This is a genomic window from Streptomyces sp. NPDC015131 (assembly GCF_043079975.1).
Classification (GTDB): Bacteria; Actinomycetota; Actinomycetes; order Streptomycetales; family Streptomycetaceae; genus Streptomyces.
Genome location: NZ_JBIBVB010000003.1, coordinates 788844 through 804609 on the forward strand (window position 1 = coordinate 788844; position 15766 = coordinate 804609).

15 protein-coding genes are annotated in these 15766 nt (G+C 73.4%); 3 read left to right on the top strand and 12 right to left on the bottom strand.

Annotated features, from left to right (window positions below; genetic code table 11):
- Positions 1-21: 21 nt before the first annotated feature.
- The 6 genes from alr to ACF08D_RS14790 all read right to left on the bottom strand — a co-directional run bounded on the left by alr (position 22) and on the right by ACF08D_RS14790 (position 6924).
- A complete protein-coding gene (alr, locus tag ACF08D_RS14765; RefSeq protein WP_392222982.1) occupies positions 22-1167 on the bottom strand; it encodes an alanine racemase in 1146 nt (381 codons plus the stop codon).
- Between the two features lie 102 nt (positions 1168-1269).
- Positions 1270-2739 (bottom strand): NAD(P)H-hydrate dehydratase, encoded by a 1470-nt coding sequence (locus tag ACF08D_RS14770; protein ID WP_392222983.1) that lies wholly within the window; start codon positions 2737-2739, stop codon positions 1270-1272.
- Between the two features lie 65 nt (positions 2740-2804).
- Positions 2805-3173: a holo-ACP synthase gene (locus ACF08D_RS14775; protein WP_392222984.1), complete on the bottom strand. Its 369-nt coding sequence runs from the start codon at positions 3171-3173 to the stop codon at positions 2805-2807.
- Complete coding sequence (gene glmS, locus ACF08D_RS14780) at positions 3170-5017, bottom strand: glutamine--fructose-6-phosphate transaminase (isomerizing) (protein WP_392222985.1); 1848 nt, start codon at positions 5015-5017, stop codon at positions 3170-3172. The genes ACF08D_RS14775 and glmS overlap by 4 nt, the downstream gene beginning before the upstream one ends.
- A gap of 87 nt (positions 5018-5104) precedes the next feature.
- Entirely contained in the window at positions 5105-5914 is an 810-nt protein-coding gene (locus ACF08D_RS14785; RefSeq protein ID WP_392222986.1) for an ABC transporter permease, read from the bottom strand.
- Positions 5911-6924: an ATP-binding cassette domain-containing protein gene (locus tag ACF08D_RS14790; RefSeq protein ID WP_392222987.1), complete on the bottom strand. Its 1014-nt coding sequence runs from the start codon at positions 6922-6924 to the stop codon at positions 5911-5913. The genes ACF08D_RS14785 and ACF08D_RS14790 overlap by 4 nt, the downstream gene beginning before the upstream one ends.
- Before the next feature lie 156 nt (positions 6925-7080).
- Here ACF08D_RS14790 and coaA point away from each other — a divergent pair, with 156 nt between their 5' ends.
- Together coaA and ACF08D_RS14800 are read left to right on the top strand one after the other, a co-directional pair.
- Positions 7081-8076: a type I pantothenate kinase gene (gene coaA / locus ACF08D_RS14795; protein ID WP_392222988.1), complete on the top strand. Its 996-nt coding sequence runs from the start codon at positions 7081-7083 to the stop codon at positions 8074-8076.
- Between the two features lie 14 nt (positions 8077-8090).
- Positions 8091-9029, top strand: coding sequence for a DUF389 domain-containing protein (locus ACF08D_RS14800; RefSeq protein WP_392222989.1), 939 nt, complete (start codon positions 8091-8093; stop codon positions 9027-9029).
- A 74-nt stretch (positions 9030-9103) separates the two neighbouring features.
- Here ACF08D_RS14800 and glmM read toward each other — a convergent pair whose 3' ends face one another.
- The 4 genes from glmM to ACF08D_RS14820 all read right to left on the bottom strand — a co-directional run bounded on the left by glmM (position 9104) and on the right by ACF08D_RS14820 (position 13428).
- Positions 9104-10462, bottom strand: coding sequence for a phosphoglucosamine mutase (gene glmM / locus ACF08D_RS14805; RefSeq protein ID WP_392222990.1), 1359 nt, complete (start codon positions 10460-10462; stop codon positions 9104-9106).
- Between the two features lie 112 nt (positions 10463-10574).
- Positions 10575-11093 (bottom strand): 30S ribosomal protein S9, encoded by a 519-nt coding sequence (gene rpsI, locus ACF08D_RS14810; RefSeq protein ID WP_392222991.1) that lies wholly within the window; start codon positions 11091-11093, stop codon positions 10575-10577.
- 41 nt (positions 11094-11134) lie between these two features.
- Complete coding sequence (rplM, locus tag ACF08D_RS14815; RefSeq protein ID WP_248632495.1) at positions 11135-11578, bottom strand: 50S ribosomal protein L13; 444 nt, start codon at positions 11576-11578, stop codon at positions 11135-11137.
- Between the two features lie 227 nt (positions 11579-11805).
- The gene (locus ACF08D_RS14820; RefSeq protein WP_392222992.1) at positions 11806-13428 is read right to left on the bottom strand and encodes an ABC-F family ATP-binding cassette domain-containing protein; all 1623 of its coding nucleotides are present in this window, start codon (positions 13426-13428) and stop codon (positions 11806-11808) included.
- A 55-nt stretch (positions 13429-13483) separates the two neighbouring features.
- Between ACF08D_RS14820 and ACF08D_RS14825 the strand changes: the two genes are divergently transcribed.
- Entirely contained in the window at positions 13484-14356 is an 873-nt protein-coding gene (locus ACF08D_RS14825) for a hypothetical protein (RefSeq protein ID WP_392222993.1), read from the top strand.
- Here ACF08D_RS14825 and truA read toward each other — a convergent pair.
- Together truA and rplQ are read right to left on the bottom strand one after the other, a co-directional pair.
- Positions 14327-15193: a tRNA pseudouridine(38-40) synthase TruA gene (gene truA / locus ACF08D_RS14830; RefSeq protein ID WP_392222994.1), complete on the bottom strand. Its 867-nt coding sequence runs from the start codon at positions 15191-15193 to the stop codon at positions 14327-14329. The genes ACF08D_RS14825 and truA overlap by 30 nt on opposite strands.
- 80 nt (positions 15194-15273) lie before the next feature.
- Positions 15274-15759, bottom strand: a complete 486-nt coding sequence (gene rplQ / locus ACF08D_RS14835; protein WP_392222995.1) for a 50S ribosomal protein L17 — start codon at positions 15757-15759, stop codon at positions 15274-15276.
- Between the last annotated feature and the right edge of the window lie 7 nt (positions 15760-15766).

The following is a 15766-nucleotide window of genomic DNA, read 5'->3' on the forward strand; positions in this document are numbered from 1 at the left end:
GGCTGCTCCTTCAGGCTCCTGTCACCCGTCCAGGTAGACGCGTGGTACCCGTGAACCGATGCGCGTCACGATCTCGTACGCGATCGTGCCCGCCGCCCGCGCCCAGTCCTCGGCACTCGGCTCACCGTCATCACCTGCCCCGAACAGCACGGCCTGCGCACCCGGTTCGACCTCGTCGCCCTGGAGGTCGACCACGAACTGGTCCATCGCCACCCGCCCGGCCACCGTGCGCACCCGCCCGCCGACCAGCACCGGGCCGGTGCCGGACGCGTGGCGCGGGACGCCGTCGGCGTACCCCAGCGGAACGAGCCCCAGGGTGGTGGCCCGCTCGGTGACGTAGTGGTGGCCGTAGCTGACGCCCTGGCCGGGCGGGACGTCCTTGACCAGCGCGACGCTGCCGGCCAGCCGCATCACGGGCCGCAGGCCGAAGTCGGCCGGCGTGCCCACCTGGGGGACCGGCGAGACGCCGTACATCGCGATGCCCGGCCGTACGAGGTCGAAGTGGGCCTCGGGGAGGGTGAGCACGGCCGGGGAGTTGGCCATGTGCCGCACCTCCGGCTCGGCGCCGGCCTTCTCCGCGTACGCCAGCATCTCGTGGAAGGTCTCCAGCTGGGCGCGGATCGAGGGGTGGCCGGGCTCGTCGGCGCAGGCGAAGTGCGACCAGACGCCGGTGACCTTGAGCAGTCCCCGGGCCTGGGCGGCGAGCGCCTCGCCGACCAGGCGGGGCCAGTCGGCGGGCGGGCAGCCGTTGCGGCCCAGCCCGGTGTCGGCCTTGAGCTGCACGCGCGCCGGCTGTGCGGTCCGGCGCGCGGCCTCGGTGACCTCCTCCAGGGCCCACATCCCGCTGACGCCCACGTCCACTCCGGCCCGGACGGCGTCGTCCCAGGGGCCGCCGGGCGTCCACAGCCAGCACAGGACGGGGGCGTCGATCCCGGCGGCGCGCAGGGCGAGCGCCTCGTCCGGGGTGGCGGTGCCCAGCCAGGTCGCCCCGGCCTCCAGCGCCGCCCGCGCGCAGGGCACGGCCCCGTGCCCGTACGCGTCGGCCTTGACGACGCCCATCACCCGGACGTCCGGCCCCACACGGCCCCGCAGGGCACGCACGTTGGCGCGCAGCGCCCCGAGGTCGATCTCGGCGCGGGCGCGAAGGGTCTGCGGTGTCTCACTCATCGCGCCCAGTCTCTCAGGTGCGCGCCGCGCCTCCCCCGTGTCCCCGCCCACGCGTCGGCGGGCCCGGCGGCGGGCCGGGGGCGGTCGCGGACCGCGGGTGGCTCAGCCGTGCACGTCGCGCCAGGCCCCGGGCAGCGCCTCCGCCACGTCGTACGCGGCGACGGGGGCGCCGTGGGCGGCGCGGCGGGCCGCCAGGCCGTGCAGGTAGGCCCCGGCGGAGGCGGCGTCGTGCGGGGCGAGGCCCGCCGCGAGCAGGGAGCCGGTCAGGCCGGACAGCACGTCGCCGCTGCCGGCGGTGGCGAGCCAGGGCGTACCGGTCGGGTTGACGCGCACCGGGCCGGCGGGCCGGGCCACCAGCGTGGTGGAGCCCTTGAGCAGGACCACCGCCCCGAACCGCCCGGCCAGCTCCCGCACCGCCTCCAGCCGCCGGGCCTCCACGTCCTCGCGGGCGGTGCCCAGCAGCGCCGCCGCCTCGCCCGCGTGCGGGGTGAGCACGGTGGGCGCCGGGCGGGCGCGCACCGCGGCGGGGTCGAGGTGCCGCAGGCCGTCGGCGTCCACCAGGACCGGGACGTCCGAGCCGAGCACGTCGGCCACCCCGGGCGTGTCACCCAGGCCCGGGCCGATCACCCACGCCTGGACGCGGCCCGCCCGGGCGGGGGGCCCGGCGTGGACCAGGGTCTCCGGGTGGCGGGCGAGCACCGCGTCGGCGGCCGGCCCGACGTACCGGACCGCGCCCGCGCCGCCCCGCAGCGCGCCGGACACCGCGAGGACGGCCGCGCCGGGGTAGCGGGCGGAACCGGCGACGATGCCGACGACGCCGCGCCGGTACTTGTCGCTCTCCGCCGCCGGGACGGGCAGCAGCCGGGCCACGTCCCGGTGCTGGAGGGCCTCCAGGTCCGGTTCCGGGGGCAGGTCGAGCCCGATGCCGACGAGCCGCAGGGCGCCGGTGCGCTCCCGGCCCGGGTCGATCAGCAGGCCGGGCTTGTACGCCCCGAAGGTGACGGTGGCGTCGGCCCGTACCGCTTCCCCGGCGACCTCCCCGGTGTCGGCGTCCACCCCGCTCGGCAGGTCGACGGCCACCAGGGGGACGCCCGCCTCCCGGGCCGCGCGCACCAGCCGGGCCGCGCCGGGCCGCAGCCCGCCGCGCCCGCCGATGCCGGTGATGCCGTCCACCACGAGGTCGGCCCGGCGCACCGCCTCGCCGGCACCGTCGGGGGCGGCGGCATCCCCGGGGGCGGCGGGGTCCCCGGGGTCCTCGGGGGCGGCGAGCACCCGGCCGCCCGCGCCCGCCAGGGCCGCGAGACCGCCCTCGTGGGCGCGCCGGCCGAGGGGCACGGCGGTGACGCCCGCGCCCCGGCGGGCGAGCAGTGCGCCCGCGTACAGCGCGTCGCCCCCGTTGTCGCCGCTGCCGACCAGCAGCACCACCCGGGCCCCGTACACCCGGTCCAGCAGCCCGGCGCAGGCGACGGCCAGCCCGGCCGCGGCCCGCCGCATCAGGGTGCCCTCCGGCAGCCTCGCCATCGCCTCGGCCTCGGCGGCCCGTACGGTCTCCACACGGTAAGCGGTACGCATGGCCCCACCCTCCGCGATCACCCCGGCCGGCGCCACCCCCGGGCCGCCCCCGGGCCGCCCCCGGATCACCCCTCCGCGATCACCACCGCCGACGCGACCCCCGCGTCATGACTGAGCGACACGTGCCAGTGCCGGACGCCCAGTTGCTCCGCGCGGGCCGCGACCGTGCCGCGCACCCGCAGCCGCGGCCTGCCGCTGTCCTCGACGTACACCTCGGCGTCCGTCCACAGCAGCCCCGCCGGGGCGCCGAGCGCCTTGGCGATGGCCTCCTTCGCGGCGAACCGCGCGGCGAGCGACGCGACACCGCGCCGCTCCCCGCTCGGCAGCAGCAGTTCCCCCTCCGTGAAGAGCCGGTCCGCCATGTGCGGCGTCCGCTCCAGCGCCGCGGCGAACCGGTCGATCTCCGCCACGTCGATCCCCACCCCGATGATCATTCGACGGTGACCGACTTCGCCAGGTTGCGCGGCTGGTCCACCTCGTTGCCCCGGGCCGTCGCCAGCTCGCAGGCGAAGACCTGGAGCGGGACGGTGGCGACCATCGGCTGGAGCAGCGGGGGCGTGGCCGGGACGCGGATCAGGTGGTCCGCGTAGGGCGTGACCGTCTCGTCGCCCTCCTCGGCGATGACGATGGTGCGGGCGCCGCGCGCCCGGATCTCCTGGATGTTGGAGACGATCTTGTCGTGCAGCACGGAGCCGCCGCGCGGGGAGGGCACCACGACGACGACCGGGAGGTCCTGGTCGATCAGCGCGATCGGCCCGTGCTTCAGCTCGCCGGCCGCGAAGCCCTCGGCGTGCATGTACGCCAGCTCCTTGAGCTTCAGCGCGCCCTCCAGGGCCACCGGGTAGCCCACGTGGCGGCCGAGGAACAGCACGGTGTCCTTGTCCACCAGCGACCGCGCCAGCTCCCGCACCGGCTCCATGGTGTCCAGGACCGCGTCCACGTCGTCCGCGATCCGCGCCAGGTCCCTGACGACCTCCGCGATCTCCTCGCCGCCGCTGGTGCCGCGCACCTGCCCCAGGTGGAGGGCGAGCAGGTAGACCGCCACGAGCTGGGTGAGGAACGCCTTGGTGGACGCGACCGCGACCTCGGGCCCGGCGTGGGTGTAGAGCACGCCGTCCGACTCGCGCGGGATGGTCGAGCCGTTGGTGTTGCAGACGGCCAGCACCCGGGCGCCCTGGGCGCGGGCGTGGCGCAGCGCCATCAGCGTGTCCATGGTCTCGCCGGACTGGGAGACGGCGATGACCAGCGTCCGGGAGTCGAGGATCGGGTCCCGGTAGCGGAACTCGCTGGCCAGCTCGACCTCGCAGGGGATGCGGGTCCAGTGCTCGATGGCGTACTTGGCGATCAGCCCGGCGTGGAACGCCGTCCCGCACGCCACCACGACCACCTTGCTGGTCTCGCGGATCACCTCGTCGGGCAGCCGCAGCTCGTCCAGCGTCAGCGCGCCGGAGGCGTCGACGCGGCCCAGCAGGGTGTCGGCGACGGCCTTGGGCTGCTCGGCGATCTCCTTCAGCATGAAGTAGTCGTAGCCGCCCTTCTCGGCCGCCGAGGCGTCCCAGTCGACGTGGTAGGCGCGCACCTCGGCGGGCGCCCCGTCGAAGTCGGTGACCGTCACCCCGTCCCGGCGCAGCTCCACCACCTGGTCCTGGCCCAGCTCGATCGCCGAGCGGGTGTGGTCGATGAACGCGGCCACGTCGGAGGCGAGGAACGCCTCGCCCTGGCCGACGCCCACCACCAGCGGCGAGTTGCGCCGGGCGCCGACGACCACGTCCGGCTGGTCGGCGTGCACGGCGACCAGGGTGAAGGCGCCCTCCAGCCGCCGGCACACCATCCGCATCGCCTCCGCGAGGTCGCCGCACGACGAGAACGACTCGGCCAGCAGGTGCGAGACGACCTCGGTGTCCGTCTCCGACTCCAGGGCGTGGCCCCGGCCGGCCAGCTCGGCGCGCAGCGGTGCGAAGTTCTCGATGATGCCGTTGTGGACGACGGCGACCCGCCCGGCGTTGTCCAGGTGCGGGTGCGCGTTGGCGTCGGTCGGCCCGCCGTGCGTCGCCCACCGGGTGTGCCCGATCCCGGCGCCGGCGGTCGGCAGCGGCCGGCCGTCCAGCTCCTTCTCCAGGTTGACGAGCTTGCCCGCCTTCTTCGCCGCCGCCAGCGACCCGTCGGCGAGCACCGCGACACCGGCCGAGTCGTAGCCCCGGTACTCGAGCCGCTTGAGGCCCGCGATCACCACATCCAGCGCCGACTGCCCGCCGACGTAACCCACGATTCCGCACATGCCGAGCAGCCTAGAACGGACCGTGCGCTCCGGGCGGCAGCGCCGCCCGGGGCGGGGCCCGCCCCCGGGCCCGTCACCGGTGCCGCGTCAGGTCTTGGCGCGGTACGCCCGCATGGCGAGGGGGCAGAAGACGAGGGCGATACCGACCGCCCAGACCAGCGACCACATCACCGGCCGGCCGATCTCGCCGCCCAGCAGCAGCCCGCGGAAGGCGTCCGACAGATGGGTGACCGGATTGACGTTCACCCACGCCTGGAGCCAGCCCGGCATGGTGTCCACGACGACGAACGCGCTGCTGGTGAAGGTGATCGGGAAGATCAGCGTGAACCCGAACGCCTGGACCTTCTCCGCGTCGCCGGCGAGCATCCCGATCAGGACCGCGCACCAGGACACGGCCGCCGCGAACACGATGACCAGCAGCACCCCGAGCAGGAACCCGCCGAGGCCGCCGGTGATCCGGAAGCCCAGCGCCAGCCCGAGCGCGATCATCAGCACGATGGCCCAGACGTGCTTGGCCAGGTCGGCGGTGATCCGGCCGATCAGCGGCGCGGAGCGGGCTATCGGCAGGCTCCGCAGCCGGTCGAAGACGCCCTTGGTCAGGTCGGTGTTGAGGGCCATCGCCGTGTAGATCGTCATGAACAGGGTGTTCTGCACGATGATCCCCGGCAGGGCGTACTTCAGGTACGCGTCCGGCGACCCGGCCATCTGCCCGCCCATCACATAGGTGAAGAGCAGCACGAACATGATCGGCGTGATGCTGTAGTCGACCAGCTCCAGCGGATTGTGCTTGACGGCCACCAGGCTGCGCCACGCCATGGTGGCGGTCTGCCGCACCCCCGCGCCCGGCTTCACCCGGCCGCTCGCGGTGACCGGGGCGGTGATCGTCGTGGCGGTCATGCCGAACTCACCACCTTCTCGATGTCGCTGTCGTCGGGCTCGGGCCGCTCCCCGTCGCCGCCCGGCCCCCCGTCGCCGTCCTCCGCGCGGTGGCCGGTGAGGGCCAGGAAGACCTCGTCCAGCGAGGAGCGGCGCAGGGTCAGCTCGCCCACCGCGATGCCCGCGCCGTCCAGCCGGCGCACCACGGTGGGCATCAGCTCCGGGTCGTTCACCGGCACGGTGATCACGTCGCCCTCGATCTGGGTGGCCCGGCCGGCCGCCTCGGCCACCAGGGCGTCGGCGCCCGCCAGGTCGTGCGGCCGCACCGGCCGCACCTGGAGGACCTGGCCGCCCACCTGCGACTTCAGCTCGTCGGGGGTGCCCTCGGCGATGACCCGGCCCTTGTCGATCACCACGATGTTGTCGGCGAGCATGTCCGCCTCGTTGAGGTACTGCGTGGTCAGCAGGGCGGTGACCCCCTCGGCGACCAGGCCGCGCAGCATGTCCCACAGCTCGCCGCGGCTGCGCGGGTCGAGGCCGGTGGTCGGCTCGTCGAGGAAGAGGATGCGGGGCCGGCCCACCAGGCTCGCCGCCAGGTCCAGCCGGCGCCGCATGCCGCCGGAGTACGTCTTGACGGCGCGCCCGGCCGCGTCGGTGAGCCCGAAGTGCTCCAGCAGCTCCGCCGCCCGGGCCCTGGCCTCCCGCCGCGGTATGCCCAGCAGCCGCCCGATCAGCAGCAGGTTCTCCGTGCCGGTCAGATTCTCGTCGACCGCCGCGTACTGCCCGGTGAGGCCCACCATGGACCGCACCAGACCGGCCTCGCGCACCACGTCGTGCCCGGCCACCACGGCCCGCCCGGCGTCGGGCTCCAGCAGCGTGGCGAAGATCCGTACGGCGGTGGTCTTGCCCGCCCCGTTGGGCCCCAGCAGCCCCAGCACCGTGCCGGTGCGGGCGGCCAGGTCCACCCCGTCCAGCGCCCGGGTCTCCTTGAACCGCTTGGCCAGGCCCTCGGCCTGGATCGCGTACGTCATGGGATCGGTCCCCTCGGTTCGAGGTCGTACGGCGCGAACGCCGGAGCCCGGCGCCCACCTCTTCCACAACTGTGACGCACGCCACTGACATTCCGGCCCGGCGAGGGTGACCGAGCCCACGGCCCACAAGCTCCCCGCAAGCACGACAATGTCCGTGTGATCACTTCGCCGCCACGAAGCACCGCCGCCCACCGCCGTGCGGAGGCCACTCCGTACGTCGACCTCACCCGCGACGAGTGGAGCGCGCTGCGCGACAAGACGCCGCTGCCGCTCACCGCCGAGGAGGTCGAGCGGCTGCGCGGACTCGGCGACGTCATCGACCTCGACGAGGTCCGCGACATCTACCTGCCGCTGTCCCGCCTGCTCAACCTGTACGTCGGCGCCACCGCCAACCTGCGCGGCGCGCTCAACACCTTCCTGGGCGACGTCGGCGGCGAGAAGAGCGCCCAGCGCGGCACCCCCTTCGTCATAGGGGTGGCCGGCTCCGTGGCCGTCGGCAAGTCCACCGTCGCCCGCCTCCTCCAGGCGCTGCTGGCCCGCTGGCCCGAGCACCCGCGCGTGGAGCTGGTCACCACGGACGGCTTCCTGCTGCCGATGAAGGAGCTCCAGGCGCGCGGCCTGATGTCCCGCAAGGGCTTCCCCGAGTCCTACGACAGGCGCGCCCTGACCCGGTTCGTCGCCGACATCAAGGCGGGCAAGGACGAGGTCAGCGCGCCCGTCTACTCGCACCTGATCTACGACATCGTGCCCGGCCGGCGCCTGACCGTCCGCCGCCCCGACATCCTGATCGTCGAGGGGCTCAACGTCCTCCAGCCCGCCCTGCCCGGCAAGGACGGCCGCACCCGGGTCGGCCTCGCCGACTACTTCGACTTCTCGGTCTACGTCGACGCCCGCCCCGAGGACATCGAGTCCTGGTACCTGAACCGGTTCCGCAAGCTGCGCGCCACCGCCTTCCAGGACCCCTCCTCGTACTTCCGCAAGTACACACAGGTCGGCGAGGAGGAGGCGCTGGACTACGCCCGTACCATGTGGCGGACCATCAACAAGGTGAATCTGCTGGAGAACGTGGCGCCGACCCGCGGCCGTGCCACCCTCGTCGTACGCAAGGGGCCGGACCACAAGGTCCAGCGCCTCTCCCTGCGCAAACTCTGAAGGGACCCGCGGCCGTGCTGCACCTGCGCCTGATCGTCCCGGCCGACCGCACCGACGAGGTCGTCGCCACCATCGAGAAGACGGTCGGCACCACGCACCTGGCCGTCGTCCCCGGCGCGGCCCGCGACCCGGCCGGCGACCTGGTGCTCTGCGACGTGGCGCGGGAGGCCGGCGACGGGCTGATCTCCGACCTGTGCGCCCTGGGCCTGGACCGGGACGGTTCGATCGCCGTCGAGGACATCGGCCTGTCGCTGTCGCGGCACGCCGACCGGGCCGAGAAGGACGCGCCCGGCGAGGGCGCCGACGCCGTGCTGTGGGACCAGCTCCAGGAGGCCACGCACGAGGAGTCCACGCTCAGCGTGACCTACGTGGCGTTCCTGACGCTCGCCACCATGATCGCGGCCTGCGGGGTGGTGCTGGACAACGCCATCCTGATCGTGGGCGCCATGGCGGTGGGCCCCGAGTTCGGCCCGCTGGCCGGGATCTGCACGGCGCTGGTGCAGCGACGGCCGCGCCTGGCCGGGCGGTCCCTGGTGGCGCTGCTGGTGGGCTTCGCGGCCGCCATGGGCCTGACGGTGCTGTTCAGCCTGGGGATGGACGCGACGGGCCTGTTCACCGAGGACATGCTGCACGGGGAGCGCCCGAACACCGGGTTCGTCTACGCCCCCGACTGGTTCTCCTTCGTGGTGGGCCTGCTCGCGGGCGCCGCCGGCACCCTGTCGCTCACCTCGGCGAAGTCCGGGGCGCTGGTGGGCGTGGCCATCTCGGTCACCACCGTCCCGGCCGCGGCCAACGCGGCGGTGGCCCTGGCGTACGGGGACCTCACGCAGACCAAGGGGTCCGTCGAGCAGCTGCTGCTGAACCTGCTGGCGATCGTGCTGGCCGGCACGCTGACGCTGCTGGCGCAGAAGGGCTTCTGGGCGTGGCACCGCCGGGGCCCGGCCAGGACCTGAGCCGGACGTACGAGGAGGGGCGCCCCGCCGGTGACCGGTGGGGCGCCCCTCCTCGTACGCGTACGGGCCGCGGCTCAGCCCAGCGCGGACTTCACCACGTCGGCCAGCTCACCGGCGACCGAGCGGGCCTGCTCGATGTCGGCGGCCTCCACCATCACCCGCACCAGCGGCTCGGTGCCCGAGGGGCGCAGCAGGACGCGGCCGGTGGTGCCGAGCCGGCGCTCGGCGTCCGCGACGGCGTTACCCAGCTCGGCGGAGGTCTTCACCCGCGACTTGTCGACGTCCTTGACGTTGATCAGCACCTGCGGCAGCCGCTCCATCACCCCGGCCAGCTCGGCCAGCGACCGTCCGGTGGCCGCCACCCGCGCGGCCAGCAGCAGACCGGTCAGGGTGCCGTCGCCGGTGGTGGCGTGGTCCAGCACGATGACGTGCCCGGACTGCTCGCCGCCCAGCGCGTAGCCGTGCTCCTTCATCGACTCCAGCACATAGCGGTCGCCGACCGCGGTCTGGACGAGCTGGAGGCCCTCGCGCTCCATGGCGAGCTTGAAGCCCAGGTTCGACATGACGGTGGCGACGACGGTGTCGCCGCGCAGCGTCCCCGCCTCGCGCATGGCGAGCGCCAGCACGGCGAGGATCTGGTCGCCGTCGACCTCGGCACCGGTGTGGTCCACGGCCAGGCAGCGGTCGGCGTCGCCGTCGTGGGCGATGCCGAGGTCGGCGCCGTGCTCGACGACGGCGGCCTTGAGCAGCCCCAGGTGCGTGGAGCCGCACCCGTCGTTGATGTTGAGCCCGTCCGGGGTGGCGCCGATGGTGACGACCTCGGCCCCGGCCCGCTCGAACGCGGCGGGCGAAACGCCGGCCGCCGCGCCGTGCGCCTCGTCCAGGACGATCTTCAGCCCGTCGAGCCGGTTCGGCAGGACGCCCAGCAGGTGGGCGACGTACTGGTCGAAGCCCTCCTGGTAGTCGGCGACCCGGCCGACACCGGCGCCGGTCGGCCGGTCCCACGGCTCACCGGTGCGGTGCTGCTCGTACACCGACTCGATACGGTCCTCCAGCTCGTCGGCCAGCTTGTGGCCGCCGCGCGCGAAGAACTTGATGCCGTTGTCCGGCATGGCGTTGTGGCTGGCGGAGAGCATCACGCCCAGGTCCGCGCCGAGCGCGGCCGTCAGGTGCGCCACGGCGGGCGTCGGCAGCACGCCGACCCGCATGACGTCGACGCCGGCGCTCGCGAGGCCCGCCACCACGGCGGCCTCCAGGAACTCTCCCGACGCACGGGGGTCGCGGCCGACCACGGCGGTCGGCCGGTGTCCTTCAAAGGTCCCCGCTTCGGCGAGCACGTGCGCCGCCGCGACCGAGAGGCCGAGCGCCAGCTCCGCCGTCAGATCGGCGTTGGCGACACCGCGTACACCGTCCGTGCCGAAGAGTCGTCCCACAGCTGTCCTCCGAGTTACTCCGAAAAAAGCAAGGTGAAGCGTATAGACGTACGCCCCGGCAGCACGAAAGGTGCCGCCGGGGCGTACGTACGAGCAGACCGAGCAGGCGTGATTAACGCTTGCTGTACTGCGGGGCCTTACGGGCCTTCTTGAGACCGGCCTTCTTGCGCTCGACCGCGCGGTCGTCGCGGCTCAGGAAGCCGGCCTTCTTCAGCGGGCCGCGGTTGTTGTCCACGTCCGCCTCGTTCAGCGCGCGGGCCACACCGAGGCGCAGGGCGCCGGCCTGGCCGGAGACGCCGCCACCCGAGATGCGGGCGATGACGTCGTAGCGGTTGTCGAGCTCGAGCACCTTGAAGGGCTCGTTGACTTCCTGCTGGTGCACCTTGTTCGGGAAGTAGTCCTCGAGGGTGCGACCGTTGATCTTCCACTTGCCGGTGCCCGGGACGATCCGGACGCGGGCGATGGCGTTCTTGCGGCGGCCCAGGCCGGCGGCCGGCTGCGGCTCGCCGAAGCGGGACGCGAGGGACTCCGAGGTGTACTCGCCCTCGACGGGCGTCTCGGACTCGAAGGTGGTGACCTCGGCGTAGGTCTCCTCGCCCTCGACGGGGTTCTCAACAGTGGTCTCGGCCACGATGCTCCTCAGATTCTTTTCGTCTTAGGGGGTGGCCGGACTTACTGCGCGACCTGGGTGATCTCGAACGGGACCGGCTGCTGGGCAGCGTGCGGGTGGTTCTCGCCCGCGTAGACCTTCAGCTTCGAGAGCATCTGACGGCCGAGGGAGTTCTTGGGGATCATGCCCTTGATGGCCTTCTCGACGGCCTTCTCGGGGTTCTTGTCCAGCAGCTCGTCGTAGCGGACGGAGCGCAGACCACCCGGGAAGCCGGAGTGGCGGTACGCCAGCTTCTGGGTCCGCTTGTTGCCGGACAGGTGCACCTTGTCGGCGTTGATGATGATGACGAAGTCACCCATGTCCATGTGCGGCGCGTAGACGGGCTTGTGCTTACCCCGCAGGAGGTTCGCAGCCGTCGTCGCCAGACGGCCCAGGACAACGTCCCGCGCGTCGATGATGTGCCACTGGCGAGTCACGTCGCCGGGCTTGGGGCTGTACGTACGCACTTCGTAGCCTTCGCTTCTTCAGTGGATGGAATCCAGACACACCTGAAGCGATCATGCAGCTGGGGCCCACACTGCCGGGTACACCGCCCGTATGCGAGCCACTGGTAACTGCTCCAGGGAACGTGCGCAGGGGATTCTCGCGAAGAACGCGGCGAAGCCCATACGCATAACAAACGGCAACAGTACCCGCGCCGCCCCCGGCGGGTCAAAACGCCGGGGATCCCGGGTCAGCGCCTCCGCTCCACCCGCCGCTCGTCCCACACCGGCTCCGGGGTCTCCCGCACCACACCGTCCGCGCCGAAGACCAGGTACCGGTCGAAGGAGCGGGCGAACCAGCGGTCGTGCGTCACCGCCAGCACCGTGCCCTCGTACGCCTCCAGCCCCACCTGGAGGGCCTCCGCCGACTCCAGGTCCAGGTTGTCCGTCGGCTCGTCCAGCAGCAGCGCCGTGGTGCCCGCCAGCTCCAGCAGCAGGATCTGGAACCGGGCCTGCTGCCCGCCCGACAGCCGGTCGAAGACCTGGTCGCCCTGGCCCTCCAGCTCGTACCGCCGCAGCACCGACATCGCACCGCCCCGGTCCCGGGCGTGCTCGGTCCACAGGATGTCCACCAGCGTCCGGCCCAGCAGCTCGGGGTGCGCGTGGGTCTGCGCGAAGTGACCGGGCACCACCCGCGCGCCCAGCCGGTACACCCCCCGGTGCGCCACCGAGGTGTCCCCCGCCAGCAGCCGCAGGAAGTGCGACTTCCCGGAGCCGTTCGACCCCAGCACCGCGACCCGCTCGCCGTAGAACACCTCCAGCGAGAACGGCTTCATCAGCCCGGTCAGCTCCAGCCCCTCGCAGGTCACCGCCCGCACCCCGGTCCGGCCGCCGCGCAGCCGCATCCGGATGTCCTGCTCGCGCGGCGGCTCCGGCGGCGGACCGGCCTCCTCGAACTTCCGCAGCCGGGTCTGGGCCGCCGCGTACCGCGACGCCATCTCATGGCTGATCGACGCCGCCTGCCGCAGGTTCACCACCAGCTTCTTCAGCTGGGCGTGCTTCTCCTCCCACCGGCGCTTCAGCTCCTCGAAGCGGGCGAACCGCTCGCGCCGCGCCTCGTGGAAGGTGGCGAAGCCGCCGCCGTGCACCCACACGTCCGACCCCGCCGGGCCCGGCTCCACCGCCACGATCTTCTCCGCCGCCCGCGCCAGCAGCTCCCGGTCGTGCGAGACGAACAGGACCGTCTTGCGGGTCTCCGCCAGCCGCTCCTCCAGCCACCGCTTGCCCGGGACGTCCAGATAGTTGTCCGGCTCGTCCAGCAGCAGGACCTCCTCGGGGCCGCGCAGCAGCGCCTCCAGGACCAGCCGCTTCTGCTCCCCGCCGCTGAGCGTGCGCACCTCGCGGAACTGCGCCTTCTCGTACGGCACGCCCAGCGCCGCCATGGTGCACATGTCCCAGACGGTCTCGGCCTCGTACCCCCGCGCCTCCGCCCAGTCGCTGAGGGCCTGCGCGTACGCCATCTGCGCGGCCTCGTCGTCCACGGTCAGGATCGCGTGCTCGGCGGCGTCCACCGCCGCCGCGGCCTCCCGGATCCGGGCCGGCGCCACCGACACCAGCAGGTCCCGCACGCTCCGCTCGTCCCGGACCGATCCCACGAACTGCGGCATCACGCCCAGCCCGCCCGAGACGGTCACCGAGCCGCCGTGCGGCTGGGCCTCCCCGGCGATCAGCCGCAGGAGCGTCGTCTTGCCCGCCCCGTTGGCCCCGACCAGCGCCACCACGGCGCCCTCGCCGACCCGGAACGACACATCACCGAGCAGGACCCGGCCGTCCGGCAGGTGGTACTCCAGATGCGCGACCTCTACATGTCCCATGACCGCATTGTCTCCGGGGGCCGACGCCCGGCCCAAGCGGTTTAGGATGCGCGCCATGAGCTTTGGGGGACCCCAGTGGCCGCAGCAGCCGCACGATCCGTACCAGCAGGGCCGCCCGGCCGTGGATTCCACGCCCGACTGGAGCGCCCTCGCCGAGGCGTCGGAGCGGCGTACGCGCCGTAGGCGCCTGATGCTGGCCGGCGGGGCGGTGCTGGCGACCGCCCTGGTGGGCACGGTCATCGCCGCCGCCATCGTCTCCACCCACACGAAGGACGACGGCGCCAACCTCGCGGACACCACCAGCGGCGCCCCGGTGCTGCCCACCGACACCGCCAAGCCGCAGCCGTCCTTCTCCTCGGTCGCTCCCCCGCCCCCGCCGGACCCGATGGACTTCATCTCCACCGCCCAGAAGGACCGGGCGCCGCTGTCCGCCGATTCCCTCTTCCCCGGCAAGAAGCTGACCATGGGCGACCGCGTCCACCGCAAGGGTGCCACCGCGTCCACCACGAACTGCGCGGCGGGGGCCGAGGACGGCCTCGGCGCGGTCCTGGAGCGCAACGGCTGCGAGCGGCTCATTCGCGCCACCTACGAGCGCGACGGCGTCGCCGTCACCGTCGGCGTGGCCGTGTTCGACTCCAAGGCGGCGGCGCTGAAGGCCAAGGACCAGGCGGTGGGCAGCGTCGCCCCGCTCGCGGGCTCCGGCGTCGGCGGCTTCTGCCAGGCGCAGACCGTCTGCCTGCGCCGGACCAACGCCCTCGGCCGCTACGCGTACTTCACCCAGGCCGGCTTCACCAGCGGCAAGAAGGTCACCCGCGGTGACGAGGCCGTCTTCAAGGCCAGCGACGACCTCGCCACCTTCACCTTCAACCAGATCTACGCCCGGGGCCGCGCCCAGGCGTCAGCAGCAGCCACCGCCCCCGCCGCCTGAGACCAGGGACCGCTTGTTGCGGGCCTCCAGGTTCCGGGCGGCCAGCAGCTCGTCGGCCGGGTACCCGACCTCCTCCAGCGTCAGCCCGTGCGGCCGTACGACATGGACGGCGGAGTCCCGCACGCCCGCCGCCAGGACCTTCCCGGGCCAGTCCGCCGGACGGTGCCCGTCGCCGACGAACAGCAGCGCGCCGACCAGCGAGCGGACCATGTTGTGGCAGAAGGCGTCGGCCTTGACGGTGGCCTCCAGGACGCCCGAGGGCAGCCGCTCCCAGCGCAGCTCCTGGAGGGTGCGGATGGTGGTCGCCCCCTCGCGGCGCTTGCAGTACGCGGCGAAGTCGTGCTCGCCCACCAGCCGCTCGGCGGCGGCGTTCATCGCGTCCACGTCCAGCGGCCAGTCGTGCCACAGGACGTGCCCGCGCAGCAGCGGGTCGACCCCGCCCGGGGCGTCGGTCACGCGGTAGGCGTAGCGGCGCCAGATCGCCGAGAAGCGGGCGTTGAAGCCGCCCGGTGCCTCCTCGGCCCGCCAGATCCGGACGTCGTGCGCCAGGCGCCCGGCCAGGCGGCGCAGCAGCTTGTCCCGGTGCTCGGCCCACAGGGCCTCGGGCAGGTCGACATGGGCGACCTGGCCGCGCGCGTGGACCCCCGCGTCGGTGCGGCCGGCGACGGTCAGCTCGTACGTCTCGGACGACCGGGTCACGGTACGGAGGGCGTCCTCGATGTCGCCCTGGACGGTCCGCTGCCCGCCGGCCTGCTTGGCCCAGCCGTGGAAGTCCCTGCCGTCGTACGACAGGTCCAGCCGCACCCGGACGAAGCCGGGCCTCACGTCATCGCTCACGTCACCTTGTTCCTCTCCAACGAGAACGGGCCCGCCCCCACGAGGGGGACGGGCCCGTCCGTACAGCCTTCAGAACGCGGTCAGGCGTCCTTGGACTCTTCGGCCGGAGCCTCGTCGGCCTTGGTCTCCTCGACCTTGGCCTCGTCGGCCTCCTTGACCGCGCGCTTGGTCGCGGCCTCGGCCTCGGCGACGGTCGCCTTCTTGGCGATCTCGCCCTCGACCAGCTCGATGACCGCCATCGGGGCGTTGTCGCCACGACGGTTGCCGATCTTGGTGATGCGGGTGTAGCCACCCGGGCGCTCGGCGTAGCGCGGGGCGATCTCGGTGAAGAGCGTGTGGACGATGCCCTTGTCCGTGATCGTCTGCAGCACCAGGCGACGGTTGTGAATGTCGCCCTTCTTGGCCTTGGTGATCAGGCGCTCGGCGACCGGACGCAGGCGGCGGGCCTTGGCCTCGGTCGTCGTGATGCGGCCGTGCTCGAAGAGCGACTTCGCGAGGTTCGCGAGGAGCAGCTTCTCGTGCGCGGCGCTGCCGCCCAGACGGGCACCCTTGGTGGGCTTCGGCATGGTGTTT

What these genes read in the sequence shown, in the direction of transcription:
- ACF08D_RS14770 (WP_392222983.1), bottom strand. Translation starts at nt 2,739, where the DNA reads ATGCGTACCGCTTACCGTGTGGAGACCGTACGGGCCGCCGAGGCCGAG.
- glmS (WP_392222985.1), bottom strand. Translation starts at nt 5,017, where the DNA reads ATGTGCGGAATCGTGGGTTACGTCGGCGGGCAGTCGGCGCTGGATGTG.
- rplQ (WP_392222995.1), bottom strand. Translation starts at nt 15,759, where the DNA reads ATGCCGAAGCCCACCAAGGGTGCCCGTCTGGGCGGCAGCGCCGCGCAC.
- ACF08D_RS14820 (WP_392222992.1), bottom strand. Translation starts at nt 13,428, where the DNA reads ATGGGACATGTAGAGGTCGCGCATCTGGAGTACCACCTGCCGGACGGC.
- ACF08D_RS14825 (WP_392222993.1), top strand. Translation starts at nt 13,484, where the DNA reads ATGAGCTTTGGGGGACCCCAGTGGCCGCAGCAGCCGCACGATCCGTAC.
- ACF08D_RS14785 (WP_392222986.1), bottom strand. Translation starts at nt 5,914, where the DNA reads ATGACCGCCACGACGATCACCGCCCCGGTCACCGCGAGCGGCCGGGTG.
- ACF08D_RS14775 (WP_392222984.1), bottom strand. Translation starts at nt 3,173, where the DNA reads ATGATCATCGGGGTGGGGATCGACGTGGCGGAGATCGACCGGTTCGCC.
- ACF08D_RS14790 (WP_392222987.1), bottom strand. Translation starts at nt 6,924, where the DNA reads ATGACGTACGCGATCCAGGCCGAGGGCCTGGCCAAGCGGTTCAAGGAG.
- alr (WP_392222982.1), bottom strand. Translation starts at nt 1,167, where the DNA reads ATGAGTGAGACACCGCAGACCCTTCGCGCCCGCGCCGAGATCGACCTC.